The organism is Bythopirellula superficialaquae (assembly GCF_059632245.1).
This window is the reverse complement of the sequence record NZ_CP197426.1, coordinates 4381162-4397465: the sequence shown is the minus strand read 5'-3', so window position 1 is coordinate 4397465 and position 16304 is coordinate 4381162. Positions and strand designations below refer to the sequence as shown.

The 16304-nt window shown below is 50.3% G+C and carries 14 protein-coding genes; all 14 read left to right on the top strand.

Going from position 1 to position 16304, the window contains the following annotated elements; all coding sequences use genetic code 11:
• The first annotated feature begins 103 nt into the window (after positions 1-103).
• Entirely contained in the window at positions 104-1162 is a 1059-nt protein-coding gene (locus SH678x_RS18180; RefSeq protein WP_496919873.1) for a glycosyltransferase family 4 protein, read from the top strand.
• Between the two features lie 16 nt (positions 1163-1178).
• Positions 1179-1952, top strand: a complete 774-nt coding sequence (locus SH678x_RS18175) for a glycosyltransferase family 25 protein (protein ID WP_496919872.1) — start codon at positions 1179-1181, stop codon at positions 1950-1952.
• Between the two features lie 76 nt (positions 1953-2028).
• Positions 2029-2901 (top strand): hypothetical protein, encoded by an 873-nt coding sequence (locus tag SH678x_RS18170; protein WP_496919871.1) that lies wholly within the window; start codon positions 2029-2031, stop codon positions 2899-2901.
• A 26-nt stretch (positions 2902-2927) separates the two neighbouring features.
• Complete coding sequence (locus SH678x_RS18165) at positions 2928-3998, top strand: TIGR00180 family glycosyltransferase (protein ID WP_496919870.1); 1071 nt, start codon at positions 2928-2930, stop codon at positions 3996-3998.
• Between the two features lie 110 nt (positions 3999-4108).
• Complete coding sequence (rfbF, locus tag SH678x_RS18160; RefSeq protein ID WP_496919869.1) at positions 4109-4948, top strand: glucose-1-phosphate cytidylyltransferase; 840 nt, start codon at positions 4109-4111, stop codon at positions 4946-4948.
• A gap of 38 nt (positions 4949-4986) precedes the next feature.
• Positions 4987-6030: a GDP-mannose 4,6-dehydratase gene (locus SH678x_RS18155; protein ID WP_496919868.1), complete on the top strand. Its 1044-nt coding sequence runs from the start codon at positions 4987-4989 to the stop codon at positions 6028-6030.
• Positions 5952-7214: a class I SAM-dependent methyltransferase gene (locus SH678x_RS18150; protein ID WP_496919867.1), complete on the top strand. Its 1263-nt coding sequence runs from the start codon at positions 5952-5954 to the stop codon at positions 7212-7214. Before SH678x_RS18155 ends, SH678x_RS18150 begins: the two co-directional genes overlap by 79 nt.
• Before the next feature lie 14 nt (positions 7215-7228).
• Positions 7229-7756: a dTDP-4-dehydrorhamnose 3,5-epimerase gene (gene rfbC, locus SH678x_RS18145; RefSeq protein ID WP_496919866.1), complete on the top strand. Its 528-nt coding sequence runs from the start codon at positions 7229-7231 to the stop codon at positions 7754-7756.
• Positions 7753-8691: an NAD-dependent epimerase/dehydratase family protein gene (locus tag SH678x_RS18140; RefSeq protein WP_496919865.1), complete on the top strand. Its 939-nt coding sequence runs from the start codon at positions 7753-7755 to the stop codon at positions 8689-8691. Before rfbC ends, SH678x_RS18140 begins: the two co-directional genes overlap by 4 nt.
• A 62-nt stretch (positions 8692-8753) precedes the next feature.
• Positions 8754-9518, top strand: a complete 765-nt coding sequence (locus tag SH678x_RS18135) for a cephalosporin hydroxylase family protein (protein ID WP_496919864.1) — start codon at positions 8754-8756, stop codon at positions 9516-9518.
• A gap of 13 nt (positions 9519-9531) precedes the next feature.
• Positions 9532-10749, top strand: a complete 1218-nt coding sequence (locus SH678x_RS18130) for a class I SAM-dependent methyltransferase (protein WP_496919863.1) — start codon at positions 9532-9534, stop codon at positions 10747-10749.
• A gap of 98 nt (positions 10750-10847) precedes the next feature.
• Positions 10848-12539, top strand: a complete 1692-nt coding sequence (locus SH678x_RS18125) for a hypothetical protein (RefSeq protein ID WP_496919862.1) — start codon at positions 10848-10850, stop codon at positions 12537-12539.
• A 626-nt stretch (positions 12540-13165) separates the two neighbouring features.
• A complete protein-coding gene (locus SH678x_RS18120; protein WP_496919861.1) occupies positions 13166-14683 on the top strand; it encodes an MraY family glycosyltransferase in 1518 nt (505 codons plus the stop codon).
• A gap of 90 nt (positions 14684-14773) precedes the next feature.
• The gene (locus tag SH678x_RS18115; RefSeq protein WP_496919860.1) at positions 14774-16291 is read left to right on the top strand and encodes a lipopolysaccharide biosynthesis protein; all 1518 of its coding nucleotides are present in this window, start codon (positions 14774-14776) and stop codon (positions 16289-16291) included.
• Positions 16292-16304: the final 13 nt, after the last annotated feature.

Genomic DNA, 16304 nt, shown 5'->3' with positions numbered 1-16304 from the left:
GCACTGTGTAGAAGTGCAGATTGACCTTTGCCGAGTCCAATATTTTTGACAGTATTTTCAACCTTGACTCACTTGAGAGCGCTGAGTGTCAGCAGGCGACGCTATGTCACAAAATGACCCCGAAATTATGGTTTCCGATTTGCATCGCCGGATTACGGGCGTGAGTACGACGATTCGTACGCTTATGCCTTACATTGCCGCGCGCGAAGCCACGGCGTTGGTCTCCAATCTCGATCAGGAGAAACGTGGTGCTATTGGAATCGTTGACGCTTTGAAAACATGCCGCCGATTGCCGCAGAGAAAACCTTTTCGAATTTGGCACGCTCGGCGAAATAATGAAATGTTTTGGGCCTTGGTGTTCAAGCATGTTTTTCGTTGCCGGTTGAAGGTCGTGCTGACTTCCTGTGCCATACGCAAACATTCTTGGGTCCCCCGGCAACTGATTTCCGCAATGGATGCCGTGATCGCCACTAGCGACGAGGCCGCCAGCTATTTGGATGATGTCACCGCTGTGATTCCACATGGGGTGGATTGCGAGCGATTTCATCCCATTGCAGACCGGAAGCAAGCGCTTCGAGAGCTTGGTATCCCCGGCAAGTACGGCATTGGAATCTACGGACGTGTTCGACCTGAAAAGGGAACGCATTTCTTTGTCGAAGCCATGCTAGAAGTCCTGCCAGAACATCCCGAGTTCACGGCATGCATTGTAGGTAGAACCGCACCCGAACATGTTGCGTTTCGTGCTCGGCTGGTCAAGAAAATCGAAGCGGCCAATTTGACGGGGCGGATTTTGTGGCTGGATGAAATTCCTTACGACCAAATGCCACGGTTTCACGCGGCGATGGCTTTGTGCGTGGCGCCGCCATTGTATGAAGGATTTGGAGTCGTGCCGTTGGAAGCCATGGCCACCGGTGCCGCGGTCGTGGCGAGTCGCACAGGCTGTTACCCCGATGTGATAGTTCCTGGTGTGACGGGCGAATTGGTACCCCTCGGCGATCAAAAAACATTGACGCAAGCGTTGCGTGGGATCATGAAGTCACCAGAACGCTTGATCGAAATGGGCAAGGCTGGCCGCGAACGGGTCGTACAGAAGTTTTCCGCTCAGATCGAAGCCGAACGAATAGTCGACGTTTACAAGCAGATGTGGAATAAGGCCGCTTAGGAAAGCCGAGTTATTGATGAAGTCTCGCGTGGAAGCATTTGTGATCTCACTGCCTCGGGCCAAAGAGCGGCATGCGCAGGTTGCTAAGCTTCAGCGTGATTGTCCGTTGCCTTGTCATGTGATCGAGGCGGTGGATGGCAGCCAGTTGAGCGATCAAGAAATCGCTCGTGTTTACAAAAAGAACATTTATCGTCCGAAATATCCGTTTGAATTGCAGCGAGGCGAAATCGGTGCTTTCCTCAGCCATCGTAAGGCCTGGGCCGCGATTGTAGAACGTAACCTGGATGCGGGTTTGATTCTGGAAGACGATATCGAATTGGAGTTACCGGGATTTGCGAATTCACTGCAGTTAGCAATCGAGCACCTTAAAACTCAGTCGTACATCCAATTTCGGGTCTTTTGGGGTGAGCAGCATCCTAGCAAGCCTGCTTCGATGGCACCGACAAGTATCGTGCCATTAGGGGCCACCTCGCAGTTGGTGGGCCGAGAAGCGGCGAGAAGACTTTTGAAGTGCACCGAGCAGTTTGATCGGCCGATCGACACGTTCGTGCAGATGAAATGGCTCTCGCAGATTGAAACCCACGTTGTAAGCCCCTCCTATGTGGCGGAGATTTCGCGGAATCTGGGAGGCACCACTGTACGTCAGAAGTCGCGAAGTCTCTTGAGTCGCCTGCACCGCAACTTGATGCGACCAGTTTATCGCGCCAAACTGTGTGCCTATTCGTACTGGTATCAATCCTGGAGAAACAACGAAGAATTCGTCGGCGCGGCCAAAAGCCGTGCCGCTTAGTTCAATACGACACCCTTGAAAGCATGCCGTCACAATATCTCATCTAAAAAAGTATTCACTGGGGCAAGGAGCCTCTATGGCAGTAGGATTTCTTCCATACGGATTGCCTAGTTGCAAATTCGAACGGCTTGCCGACATCAAACTTACGGACCTGAATTGGCCGTTGGGTGAGAGTCGTACGCAAGGCGTTGTGGGAGATTTGACTGCCAAAGATCATGTCATCATGTGTGTGAGCTCACGGGCGCTGCTGGCTAATCGCAGCGGATTGAGTTGCCGGTTGTCGTTGGCGTTGTTCGAGCCGCCCGCGATTCACGGCCGCTACTATCACGTCTTGCCGTATATATCGCACAAGTTCCATAGGATATTTACCTACAACACATCGCTACTAAGCCGTATTCCGAATGCGCGATTTCAAGCACATGGCGGCTGTTTTTTGGATCTGCCCGTCGACTACGATGAAAAGTCGCAGCGGATTTCGATGATCGCTTCGAAGAAACGAAAAACATCGGGCCATCGCTTGCGACATCGTTTGGCCGATTGGTCTCAGCAGTCCGGAGTCGATCTAAAACTTTTAGGGCGAGGATACTCTCCTTTAGAGAGAAAGTCCGACGGTCTCGTGCCATATCGTTATTCGGTTGTGATTGAGAATTGCCGAGAACAAGGTTATTTCACCGAAAAACTGATTGATAGCCTGTTATGTTTTTGCCTACCCATTTATTGGGGACCGCCTGACGTGGCGCATTTCTTTGATCCTCGAGGACTAATTCTCTGTAGCAATGAGACAGAGATGCGCGAAGCCATCGAGCGAGCAGATATCAAAGAGTACGAGAGCCGCCGGCCATTTTTGCTGGACAACTGGAAGCGAGCAAAAGAGTACCTCGACCCACGGGTGACGATGGCCAAGTTCCTGGTAGATGAAGATCGTTTGTCATCTCGTTACGCCGCATAAAAGATTCGTTTATTCCGTAGAATGCCATGACCAAGATTCCTACTGATCTGACGTGCCTCGTCCCGACTTATAACCGTCCGGCTTTTATGCGTCGCTTGCTCACCTTTTGGGACCATGTCTCTGCGCCAGCCCCGATCATCGTTGTCGATTCGAGTAAAGGGGACGCACGCCGGGAAAACGAGCGAATCGCCCGGGAGTTTTCGCGGCGTTTACCACTGCGTTATGAGCACATTGATTTGCCGATCATCGTGAAGATGGCAGCAGCTGCCAATTTGGTTAAGACGCAATTTGCATTCTTCTGTGCGGACGACGATTTCATTCTGCCGACGGGTGTGAACACAAGTCTGGAAATACTACGTCAGTCGCCGGATTATGTGTGCGCGCAAGGAATGATCGTCAGCGTACGTTCGGTCACTGATTATCGTTGCCGAATCATGCGAGGTTACGATCTATCTTCAAACTCAGCGGTGCATCGTTTCGAGCAAATTGCTAAGTATTGGTATTCGACGTTTTATGCCGTCAATCGAACTGCGGAATTACAAGAATGTTTTCGCGTCACTTTAGAAGGCCCCAAATACGAACAAGCACGAATCTATCCTGAATTTATGTTATCACAGATGGCCGTGCTTCTGGGTAAAGTCAAATTTTTCCCAGAGATTTATGGTGTTTGGCAAACTCATGCTTTGAACGAGCATCGTAAATTGCCTGCCGTGCAAGAATTGACAGCTGGCATCAAGCACTATGAGCATTTCCAAGAGGTTTTGGCCGCAGAGTTGGCGCGCTATTCCAAGCTGAACCACGATCTTTGTTTGGATATTGTTGATAGGAATTTTGCTTCGTTGATCAATGGGCGTGTTTCCAATCAACGACTGACCTCAAAAGTGAAATCCGAGATCATGCGAGTCGTGCGTCGTATCGAAGGAATGTTTAAGAAAGACGAATACTTAGAACGGCGCACCCTGACTCCGCGTAATCCCAAATGGCAGGACCCGGCTTGGCAATGCGCTCATCGACTGATCTGTAAATTTCCTAATGGAATTTCAGAAACTGAGGCTCCCTTCGTGAGATCTCAAATCGATCAAACTGCCGCTGCGTGAGCATCTGGAATAAGTGCTAGCAGAACCTGATCTTGTCGCTGCTATGCCTCTGAAGTAGTATCTGCGGGTCCATTCCGGCGGATCAAGGATTGACCCAGGGGATAATATCGATGCGAGTGGTGCTACTTGCGGGAGGCATGGGCACACGTCTTCAAGAAGAGACGTCATTTCGCCCCAAGCCTATGGTGGAGATCGGCGGCAAACCGATTCTTTGGCACATCATGAAACATTACGCCAGCTATGGATGTGATGATTTCTACGTTGCGCTTGGCTACATGGGTGAGTTCATCAAGAATTATTTCTTGCAAGGATTCAACCTCAACGGAAATCTCACGGTGGACTTCGCTCGGCGAATGGTCACACGTGAAGACGTTGAAAGCGAAGAATGGCGACTCAATTTGATTGATACCGGATTGCATACCCTGACAGGGGGACGGTTGTTTCGTCTCCGGCGTTGGTTGGAAGGTGAGACTTTTATGCTCACCTATGGCGATGGTGTTAGCAACATCGACGTAAGAGCACTGTTGGATTTTCATCGTAGCCACGGCAAGTTGGCTACGGTGTCGGCGGTGCGTCCGCCGGCTCGCTTTGGCGGTTTGGTATTGGATGGCGACCGAGTCGAAAGATTTACCGAAAAACCAGTTGCTGGCGAGGGCTGGATCAACGGAGGCTATTTCGTGTTTGAACCCGGCGTGTTTGATTATCTGCAGGATAATCAATTCAGTCTCGAAATCGATGCGCTGGAGAAAATAGCCGCTGACGATCAACTGGCTGCTTATCGTCACGAGGATTTTTGGCAGTGTATGGACACTCTTCGCGACAAGCACACCCTCGAGAATCTGTGGCAATCTGGAGAAGCTCCGTGGAAGACTTGGGATGAAACCAAGCCAGCTCGTCTCGAACTCAAGCCTCAGAACGAGCAAATGAATATCTTGCGCCAATCGGCCTAAAAGTAGACGAACAACCGAAGCATCGAAAGCAATTGAGAATGGTCAACATCACGCCCAATCGTGATTTCTGGAGAGATCGTCGCGTATTTGTCACGGGCGCTACGGGTTTGGTTGGAAGCTGGTTGGTGCGGCGGTTACTCGAAGCTGAGGCCGACGTTGTTTGCTTGGTGCGAGATTGGACTCCACAGGCTGAACTCATGCGTAGCAGCATGATCGACCAAGTTACGATAGTTCGCGGTGATATTTGCGATTCGACTGTTTTGGAACGTGCCTTAGGCGAGTTTGAAATCGAGACAGTCATGCATTTGGCTGCCCAAACGATCGTTGGGATTGCCAATCGCAATCCACTATCGACATTTGAAGCAAATATTGGTGGAACTTGGAAATTGCTGGAAGCCTGCCGTCGCAGTCCTCGTGTCAAACAGATTGTTGTTGCTTCGTCGGACAAAGCTTATGGAGATTGTCTGACTTTGCCGTATACGGAAGAAACCGCGCTGGCAGGGCAACACCCATACGACGTAAGCAAATCGTGCAGTGATCTGATTGCACAAACGTATGCGCACACTTACGGCACGCCCGTGTGTATCACGCGGTGCGGAAATTTTTACGGTGGCGGCGATTTGAACTGGAATCGAATCCTACCTGGAACGATTCGGTCGTTATTGCGTGGTCAGCGTCCGGTTATTCGATCGGATGGGACATTCGTGCGCGACTATTTTTATGTCGAAGATGGCGCGGCAGCTTACATGCATCTGGCTGAAAAAATGGTGGAAAATTCCAGCCTCATCGGACAGGCATTTAATCTTTCTAATGAAATTCAACTGACAGTATTGGATCTTGTCGAACGCGTATTGCAGCAGTTGGATTCCAAACTTACTCCTCAAATTCTCGGCGAAGCTTCGAATGAAATTAAGCATCAGTATTTAGATGCTACGAAAGCGCGTGAGGTGCTCGATTGGCAGCCACTATTCACGTTGGATGAAGGACTATCAAGGACGATTCAATGGTACATGAACTACTTTCACGGCGATCAGAAACCTGCAAGCACGTCTGCTGCCGTTCCTGCGGCCAAGATGGCCTGACGGAAATCCTTACTCTGGGCCGTACACCGCTCGCCAATCGATTGCTCACCGACGAGCAACTCGGCGAACAAGAACCGACTTGGCCTTTAGATTTGGCATGGTGTCCTAAATGTTCGCTCGTTCAAATCACCGAGACGGTGGCACCCGAGATTCTGTTCCGTGATTATGCGTACTTTTCTTCGTTCTCCGACACGATGGTTTCGCATGCGAAGACGATTGCCGAGCGACTGATAGGCGAACGCAAGTTAAACAGCGACAGCCTCGTTGTGGAAATCGCAAGCAACGACGGCTATTTGTTGCAGTGGTATCACCGATCAGGTGTGCCGGTCTTGGGAATCGAACCGGCCCGCAACATCGCAGCGGTGGCAATCAAGGAACGGGGCGTTAACACGATTTCCGAATTCTTTGGTTCAAAGATTGCCGCCAAACTAGCTGCTGAAGGTCAGCGCGCCGACATCATACACGCCAATAACGTATTGGCTCACGTGGCCGATCTAAACGGAATTGTCGAAGGTTTTAGCAAGTTGCTCAAACCTGAGGGCATGGCAGTCGTGGAGTGCCCTTACCTGCATGATATGATCGAGAACGTCGAATTCGATACGATCTATCACGAACATTTGTGTTATTTCTCATTGACTGCATTAGACAAGTTGTTCCAACGACATGGTCTGACGATTGTGAACGTTGAGAAGTTGGCGATTCATGGCGGTTCGCTTCGCATTTTTGCCACGCCCAGCAAGGTAGCAGAGATTCAGCCTGCTGTTTCGCAATTGTTGGCTGAAGAGGCTCAGTGGGTTGAGAGCGAAGAATTTTACCTTGGCTTTGGCACACGGGTCGCTAGGCTTCGCCGGGAACTCGTGGGTTTGCTAGAGCAATTGAAATCCGACAACAAGCGTATCGCGGTTTATGGCGCTTCCGCAAAAGGAAGCACGCTGCTCAATTACTTTGGAATTGGCTCCGAGGTGCTGGAGTACGTTGTCGATCGTAGCACGGTCAAGCAAGGCCACTACACTCCTGGTACGCATCTGAAGATATGTCATCCTGAGAAACTAGTTGAAGATCAACCCGACTACTGTTTGTTGTTGACTTGGAATTTTGCAGACGAAATTCTCGAACAACAGCACGAATATCGCGCTAACGGTGGGAAATTCATTATTCCGATCCCAGAACTGCGCGTGGCATAGCCTGGGAGAGGCGTGTGCGATTTCTGCCTACGGAACTCGATGGCGTAATGCTCTTACAGCCCGAACGTCATGAAGACGAGCGTGGCTATTTCGCACGCTTATGGTGCGAACGTGAGTTTGCGGAACAAGGTTTGAACACGAACTTGACGCAAATCAATGTCTCGCACAATCGTGTGCGAGGGACACTGCGAGGGATGCATTTTCAAATCTCCCCGCATGCTGAGATCAAAATCGTTCGCTGTAACCGCGGAAGCATTTTCGACGTGGTGGTGGACGTGAGGTCCGATTCACCCACGTATTACCGTTGGCAAGGATTTCAGCTCAATCAGGCGAATGGCGACATGCTCTACATTCCCGAGGGGTTTGCCCACGGATTTCTCACCCTGAGCGATGACGTGGAAGTCTACTATCAAATGTCGACAGGCTATTCTGCTGAAAGCGCGCGAGGACTGCGATGGGATGATCCTGCGCTGGGCATCGACTGGCCGGGCGAGGTCAAAGTGATTTCGCAGCGAGATCAAGATTGGCCGAGGTTAGCATGAAGCGGCTATTAATAACTGGAGCGACAGGGTTTGTTGGCCGCGCTTGCCTGCCGTGGTTTGATCGGCAGAAATGGGAAATTCATACCGTCTCGCGCAACATAGATGAACACATTCCGCAGGTTCATTCGCATTGCGCCGACATGAAGGAGCCGCGCGAAATTCGGGCGCTGTTGCAAAATGTGAAGCCCACGCACTTGTTGCATGCTGCTTGGTGTACCAATCCCAAAGATTTTTGGCACTCGCCGGATAACCACGAGTGGCTGGAAGCGAGTCTTGAACTCTTTGAAACTTTTGTTGAATGCGGCGGATCACGAATTGTTGGGCTCGGTTCGTGTGCGGAATACGATTGGAACCAGGGTATCTGCACAGAGCATGAAACGCCTTGCCGCCCCACTACGCCTTACGGTGAAGCAAAACTAGCCGCGGGGCGTTATCTGGATCAATTAGGTCGCCAAGGGATAAGCACGGCCTGGACACGACTGTTTTTCATGTATGGCCCGGGCGCTAGCATTGACCGGATGCCTGGCTCGGTGATCTCGGCCATCTCTCGTGGCGAACCGGCATTGTGCTCAACGGGCGAGCAACGGAGGGATTTCCTTTACATTCAAGATGTTGCTCGTGCGATTGTCGCGATCTTAGAGAGTGGAGCGACGGGACCGATCAATGTTTGCTCAGGATCGGCGATCTCGATTGCTTCAATGGCCGAGCAAGCGGCAAGACTTATGGATGGTGAGTCGCTCTTGAGACTCGGGGCGTTGCCAACTCGCCCGAACGACCCGGCTTTGATCGAAGGAAATAACGTTCGCTTGATCCAAGAGGTTGGTTGGCGACCACGATTTTCGCTTGCCGAGGGACTACAAGCGACGATTTCCGCTTGGAGTTCCCATGATGCCAGCACTCAGGGTGTTGATCTTGCGAAAAGTGGAGCCAGTTGAGATTATCCAATCGCGGATTCGGATAGCCGCGTATTTCCGTCGAGACTTTCAGGGATGAATTTATGAAATTGACGATCGATACCGTTGCCGGCACGCTGACGGAAATTGATGGCGAACACCGGACGATGAAGCTCTATTCACCTGAAGCATTTAACATTCTTTCGCGCGAGTGGCTGAGAATTGGCTGGGATCAAAAATATCCCTATACATTTTCGTGGCTGGGCCGCCCGATTATCCAGCTTCCTGAAGATATGATTCGGACTCAGGAAGTCATTTATCGTCTTAAGCCCGATGTGATTCTAGAGACGGGCGTGGCCCACGGCGGCTCGTTGATTTTTTATGCTAGCCTTTGCAAAGTTTTGGGCAAAGGCCGTGTGGTTGGCGTAGATATCGAAATCCGCCCACACAACCGCAAGGCCATCGAGAACCATGAGCTGGCATCATACATTTCGCTTATTGAAGGGGATTCGGCAGGATCAGAAACGTTGGACCAAGTGAGGTCGCTCATCAAGCCAGGTGAAAAGGTCTTAGTGATCCTCGACTCCTGCCACACCAAGTCTCACGTGCGTGCCGAGCTAGAAGCCTATTATCCACTCGTTTCGCTGGGATCCTACATCGTTGCCACCGACGGCATCATGAAATTCGTCCATGACGTACCTCGTGGTAATCCAACGTGGAAAGATGATCATCCTGAAGCGGCTGCTGTGGAATTTGCCGAGGAGCATCCCGAGTTTCTGCTGGAGCAACCCGAATGGACCTTTAACGAAAGTCCATTGTGCGACAACGTGACTCACTGGCCAAGTGCGTGGCTGAAACGAGTTGCGTAAGCGGAGAGTCATCTTGAGCGATCATAGTTCACCATGCCCCGTCTGTAAGAACCAGCCAACGGTCAATACCGTTAAGCGTCATCGCTTGCCAGCGATGCAAAATTATGTGTATCGCAGCGCGGAACTTGCGCATGCCGTGAAGCCGGGGCAATTCGCGTTGACCATTTGTGAGAGCTGCGGTTTCGCATTCAACGGCCAGTTCGATCCCGAATTGCTGACGTACGATGAAGGATATGACAACAGTGTTCCTTCGACGGCGATGGCCAACTACTACGGAAGCCTGGCAGACTATTTCAACAAAACTTATCTCCACGATGAAGGATTCATCGTCGACGTCGGTTGCGGTAAAGGGACATTCCTGAAAGCCCTTTGCGAAAAATATCCCAATGTCCGTGGCTTAGGAATCGATCCTAGCTACGAAGGGGATCTCATAGAAAACCAAGGCCGCTTGCGATTCATTCGCGATTTTTTTGCCGAAGGACAGCTGCAAGAAAAGCCAAGCTTAGTCATTTGCCGCCATGTGCTGGAACACATTCCTCAGCCGGTCGAGTTTCTTGCAACAATTCACGAAGCGCTGAGAGCCTTCCCCGATGTACCGATGTTTGTGGAAGTGCCGGATTTGGGTTGGATTCTCAAAGAACGAGCCTTTTGGGATTATTGCTACGAGCATTGCAACTATTTTACGCCTACGAGCTTAGCCACGGCTGCGACGTTGGCAGGTATGCGAGTGCAACAGGTACGGCCAGCGTTTGGCGACCAATATATGTGGCTTGAGGCAAGGACATCTTCCTTTCAAGCTTCGGTCGATACAGGCACGGCGGGACAGCGATTAATTTCAGAAGCGATGCAGTATGTGCGTCAAGAAGATTCGCTCATTGAGAATGCTCGCGAACATCTTTTAGATCTAAAGCGCAAGAATTATCAGATTGTGCTTTGGGGAATGGCTACCAAAGGAACTTTGTTCTCTTACTTGGTGGATCCCAAAGCGACGCTGATTGACTATCGAATCGACATCAATCCCAATAAGCAAGGTTGCTATACGCCGATTGTTGGTCACCGAATTGATGCACCTTCAGTATTGCAAGCTCAGTCACAAAAACCAATAGTTGTGATTGTAATGAACGAGAATTACTGGCGAGAAATCCTCTCTTGCTGCGAAGCGCAAGGTGTCGATCCCATCTTGATAAACGCCAGTTGCCAACCTTTGGGCAATCTTGCCGTGGCAAGCTGACAGATACCTCTTGAATATCCTTGGGCAAGTTGTTCGCGTGTGCTAGAACGCCTACAATCGATGTGAGACTTTCCAGCTCCATCGAAATGTAGGCCGTTATGGTTCGTTCTTTATTTGCTTGCTGCTGTTTACTCGCCAGCTTTCAAAGTGCTGTGCTTTGCCCGCTAGTCTGCCGCGCTGGTGGGGGGCCCGAAAACTTGTTACTCGTTGTCAATGCGAACAGCGAAGCGTCGAAGACGGTTGCTAACTACTATATCGATTTACGCAAAGTTCCGTCGCAGAATGTTTTTTATTTGAAGTTTCCCCCAGGTAGGGTTTCGATTCCCAGCAATCTTTTCGAGCAACGAATTCTAGCGCCTATTTTACTGGAGATTGAAAAGCGCAAGTTATCAAAGCAAATCGACTGCGTCGTCTACTCGTGTGATTTTCCTTGGCGAGTGGATTTTAAGAAACAGTTCGCCGCAGAGAATTTAGGGCGCTCATTCACGCCGATGTGTTCACTCACGAGTGCCACCTATCTCTATGCTTTTGTTCAACAACATCGCAAGGAAATGTTTGGTCTCAATGCCAATTTCTATGCTGCGCCTTTTGATCCTCTCGTGGTAGTGTCGAGGGCCTTTCGAGCGAACTATCGTTGGTCGCTGGGCGGTAAGCGTGCAGGACAAGAAGGCCTTCCCTATATGATGTCGGCCATATTGGGCGTTAACACAGTGCCTGGCAATACTGTAGCTGAGATTGTCTGGAATTTAGAACGCTCCGTGCCCGCCGATGGTAGTGCTCCTGGTGGGACGATCTACTTCGCCGCGAACAAGACGATTCGTTCTAGAGTTCGCGACCAAGACTTTCCCGCAGCCGTGCGACTAATTCAATTGGCAGGTGTGCGAGCCCAGATCGTGCAGGAATTTTTTCCTCAAAATCGGCAAGACATGGCGGGCGTGACATGTGGTCATAGCAATGTGAATCCCGCGGGTTCGGGAAGTCGATTTCTTCCCGGGGCCTTCTGCGACAATTTGACTAGCTCGGGTGGGCAGTTCTTGCCGGATAAAGGTCAAACAGTCATTAGCGAGTTTTTGAGGATGGGTGCAGCGGGCGCTTGTGGTACGGTCGTTGAACCGACGGCATTGCCTCAAAAGTTCCCCAATGCATCATTGCATGTGCATTATGTGCATGGCTGCTCGCTTGCCGAATCGTTTTATCAGGCAGTGGCCAGTCCATTTCAACAGATTTTGGTGGGTGATCCCTTGTGCCAACCCTGGGCAAAGATTCCTAAGGTCAACGTGACAGGAATCGCCGCGGGAGAATTTGCCAAGGGCGAAGTCGAAATTGTGCCTTCTACGAATGGTACAGTTCAGCCAGTTGCATCGTTTCAGTTGTTTCTTGACGGGCTAATGCATCAGCAAATATTTCCTGGCGAGCGATTCAAACTCGATACGACCAAGCTCGCTGACGGCTATCACGAAGTTCGCGTCGTGGCCACGGACAATACTCCGATTGAAACTCAGGGCCGCTGGATCGGCTCGCTAAACATCAAAAATGGTCGCAATGCGATCCAACTCTCTATGACATCGGAAACTAAATTGCCAACTTTGAGTTTTAGACTTTCTGCGACGCAACCAGCCCCTACTTCAATCATCTCCAACGGAGTGGAGGTTGCCAAAGTGCCCAGTGGCGAAGGGCCATTCACAATTGAGAAAAGCAATCTTGGATCTGGACCCGTTACGTTAATGGCCGTCGCCGCAGGCGAAAATGGATTGCGATCACAGCCCTTGCGAGTGGTGATCGGCGAGTAGTTTTCGCGGATGCTATCACCATTAACTATTAAGTTCTAAACGATATTCGCCAAATGTCTTGGTAGCGAGTGCGTTGAGAATTTGCAGCATTTACTCTTCTTGTGTCGAATTTGTTGACACGTTTTGGGGTTCCCGCAAAGATGAATTGAAGCAGACAGGCTCGTTTTACTGCTAGGCTGGCTGCAGGTAACTGCTTTTCAAATAATGGGTTGCGTGCTGCTTCCTCCAAGGGCGTGATGTCCAGATTTCGCGGAATTCGTGGTTCTGGCCCGCCAGTTGCCTTGATGCGGGGCAGGATCAACGGAAACCGGAGATTGCGGGTTTTGAGGGTTGGTCGCGTGAAGTGGGTTGAAGCAAGTTCGCCGACAAATGAGCCACTTCTTTTTATTCCCTGGAAACGTAAGGCCTTTACGGCTGGGGATGTGGCTATGGAGAATAGAGAATTACGAGTATTCAAAAGGAAATTCGACCATCGATCTTGATGGCGATTTTTGAAGTAATACTTCCCAACAATACGTTCCCAGTTCCTTAACAAGATTAATTACAATGATTTGTGAGTAGATCACAAGCGACTCAGCAGGGATTTTAATGCTGATCAGCGGTAACGCTGAGGAGTCTTTACCAACATGTTTTACCTCTTGGCTGTTTGCTGCATTGCTGCGTTTGTGAGTTACACGATCACAAACTTTGTCGGCATTTTTGCCCCGCGCTGGGGATTGGTTGATCGTCCTGATGGACATCACAAAAGCCACAAGCGGGAAGTCGCCTTGGGCGGCGGATTAGCAGTGTTCTTGGCCGCCGCCATCACTTTTGCGGTCGAATACTTTTCATCCTCGCGATTGCAAAAATTGTTGGGTGAGAACGAGTCCCTTTTGGGGGGACTTTTGCTCGCTTGTGGTTGGATTGTTTTGCTGGGATTATGGGACGACCGCTTCGGTATGAAAGGCCGCTACAAGCTGGTGGGCCAGTTTATAGCAACGCTTATTGTGATCGCGTCTGGCCTTCAAATTAATAGTATTGTCGTCTTCGACTACAAGTTATCGCTGGGGTACTTTTCGATACCGTTTACGGTGTTCTGGCTCCTGGGGGCTATTAATTCCCTCAATTTGCTTGATGGGATCGATGGTCTAGCCACGACGATCGGTATTATTTTGTGTGCCACGATCTCAGTTATCGCAGTTTTCTTCACCCAACCTGCCGTGGCCGTTGTTGCTGCCGTATTTGTGGGTAGTCTGCTTGGCTTCTTGCCATTCAACTTCCCGCCTGCCCGAATGTTTTTGGGCGATGCTGGAAGCATGTTGATCGGATTGGTTGTGGGGACCTTGGCTATTGGTGGTTCGATGAAAGGCCCGGCGACGGTGGCCATGGCGGCTCCACTAGCGATTTGGGCGTTACCGATCTTCGACTCTGTGGCGGCAATTGTTCGTCGCAAGCTCTCCGGTCGCAGCATCTATGCCACCGATCGTGGACATTTGCACCATCGTCTGATGGCTGTCTTCGGCAAGAACACACGGGTGCTGGCCGTGGTTGCCGTATGTTGCGCAATAACGTGTGCTGGGGCTTTGATCAGCATTTTCATGAGCAATGACATTATTGCTTTGCTCACGATACTCTCTGTATTATTCATTTTGATCCTCACGCAGATGTTCGGTCATATTGAATTGGTCATGGTGATCAGTCGGCTAAAAGGATTGCTGATGTCTATCTTCCGATCCGGAGGAGCGCGGCAGTATGTGTTCCGACTACAGGGTTCTCGTGACTGGAATTTGATGTGGCAATCGGTGATCGAATATGCCGAGAAGCTTGATCTCATTGAAGTGAAGCTCGACGTGAATCTCGCGGCCCTCCAAGAAGGTTTTCATGCTTCGTGGCGTCGTCCGAGTCGCACCGAGAAGTCGCAACGCTGGGGAGCGGAAGTCCCGCTTTTCTCGGGAGAGCATGTCATCGGGCGGTTATCGGTCTGTGGTAACAGACCCGTGGGAATGTCATCGTGCGAAACGATCAATCAATTGATGGAGCTTCTTGAGCCATTGGAGGCAGAAATTGTCGCTCTCGCGGCAAACAATAGCGGTAAGGATATCTCCAGGCTTCCTGCCCCACAAAGTTCCCCCGCCAGCATCCCCTCCCAAGTGCCCGTGGCATGAGGTAAGCTCTCTCGGTATTGCTTGTGTTTAGTCGGCAGACCACAGAGATCGCGACTCCTAACAATACCTGTTATCCCGAAGGCGACTAGATTGAGCCGTTCAATCGACTATTTTTCGACTGAAAACCTGCGCAGGGACCTCAAAGGCAAAACCGTGCGAGGAGGGCTTTGGACTTTAGGTTCGCAGGGAATGATCGTTGCGATGCAGTTTATTAGCATTCCGATCTTAACTCGGCTCCTCGATGCAACAGACTTCGGTCTTGTGGCCATGGTAACAGTTTTTACCGGCTTTTCAGCGATGTTTGTCGACGCCGGTCTTTCGATGTCAACTATCCAAAGAGACGAGATCACTCATCAGCAAGTGAGTAATCTGTTTTGGCTCGCTGCAGGATTAGGACTGGTGATTTCCCTGATCATGGCGGCAGCTGCACCAGCGATCGCCTGGTTTTATAGTGAGCCTCGCTTACTGCCTATCAGTTTAGCTCTTGCGATAACACCACTTTTGGCTGGCCTTACTATCCAGCATCAAGCATTACTCCGTCGGACTATGAGGCTACGACAGATCAGTTTAATTCAAGTTCTCGCCACTCTTATTTCATACGTTCTTGCTATTACTATCGCTTGGTACTATCGCTCTTACTGGGCGTTAGTTGTTTTAACGATTTCTGCTGCCGCGGTTCGAGCGTCAGGAACTTGGATCGCTTGTCGATGGTTGCCGAATCGACCGAGAAAAGGTGCTGGAGTTCGCACCATGATTGGGTTTGGAGCAAACCTTACCGGATTCAATTTCCTCAACTATTTCGCTCGGTCTGGTGACAACATGCTGATTGGCTGGTGGTGGGGAGCGGAGCTTCTAGGATTCTACGAGCGTGCTTATAAGCTTATGATGGCGCCGTTGCAGCAAATTAATGCACCTTTAACTCATTTAATGGTTCCAGCCCTTAGTCGAGTCATTAAGCAGCCTAAGAAATATCGTGAAGCCTATTTTCAAGCAATTGCAATTTTGCAGATAGTATCATGTCCTATCATGATTTTTGTGGCCGTAATGGCGCATCAGATAGTCACTATCGTATTCGGGCACGGCTATGAGGAATCTGGGCCAATCTTGCAATGGCTTGCGGTCGCGGGAATCGTCCAGCCTCTAAGTCATACTTTAGGTTGGCTCTACATTAGCCAGGGACGAGGTCGTGAACTCATGCGTTGGGGTGTCATTGGCTGCAGTCTCATCGTTTTATCTTTCTTTGCCGGTCTTCCATGGGGGCCGCTGGGGGTGGCCATTTCATACACAGCAATGATTTACATAATAATAATTCCTCTGGCCTATTGGTATGCAGGCGCTGCTGGTCCAGTGAGCGTAAAGGATTTATGGAAATTAACATTAGAAGGGATAGCTCAAGCGGTTCCAGTCGCTGCTCCTGCTATGATCATCACCTATTTTGGAGAGCATTTATCGCCAGCATTACAGCTACTCTGGGCCGCACTTGCCGCTGCGTTCATTTGGGGAATATTGGTTTTACTTTGCTCAAGTGGACGTCAAACTTTAAGATTTATTGCTGATCAGTTTAGACTTAGAAGTAAACGGTCAAGTTCAAACGGACAACATATCTGAAATCAGAAATTTA

Excerpts from the sequence above, each read along its gene's own strand:
- SH678x_RS18175 (WP_496919872.1), top strand. The coding sequence starts at position 1,179 with ATGAAGTCTCGCGTGGAAGCATTTGTGATCTCACTGCCTCGGGCCAAA.
- SH678x_RS18120 (WP_496919861.1), top strand. The coding sequence starts at position 13,166 with ATGTTTTACCTCTTGGCTGTTTGCTGCATTGCTGCGTTTGTGAGTTAC.
- SH678x_RS18165 (WP_496919870.1), top strand. The coding sequence starts at position 2,928 with ATGACCAAGATTCCTACTGATCTGACGTGCCTCGTCCCGACTTATAAC.
- SH678x_RS18180 (WP_496919873.1), top strand. The coding sequence starts at position 104 with ATGTCACAAAATGACCCCGAAATTATGGTTTCCGATTTGCATCGCCGG.
- SH678x_RS18140 (WP_496919865.1), top strand. The coding sequence starts at position 7,753 with ATGAAGCGGCTATTAATAACTGGAGCGACAGGGTTTGTTGGCCGCGCT.
- SH678x_RS18135 (WP_496919864.1), top strand. The coding sequence starts at position 8,754 with ATGAAATTGACGATCGATACCGTTGCCGGCACGCTGACGGAAATTGAT.
- SH678x_RS18150 (WP_496919867.1), top strand. The coding sequence starts at position 5,952 with ATGGTACATGAACTACTTTCACGGCGATCAGAAACCTGCAAGCACGTC.
- SH678x_RS18170 (WP_496919871.1), top strand. The coding sequence starts at position 2,029 with ATGGCAGTAGGATTTCTTCCATACGGATTGCCTAGTTGCAAATTCGAA.
- SH678x_RS18155 (WP_496919868.1), top strand. The coding sequence starts at position 4,987 with ATGGTCAACATCACGCCCAATCGTGATTTCTGGAGAGATCGTCGCGTA.
- SH678x_RS18125 (WP_496919862.1), top strand. The coding sequence starts at position 10,848 with ATGGTTCGTTCTTTATTTGCTTGCTGCTGTTTACTCGCCAGCTTTCAA.
- rfbF (WP_496919869.1), top strand. The coding sequence starts at position 4,109 with ATGCGAGTGGTGCTACTTGCGGGAGGCATGGGCACACGTCTTCAAGAA.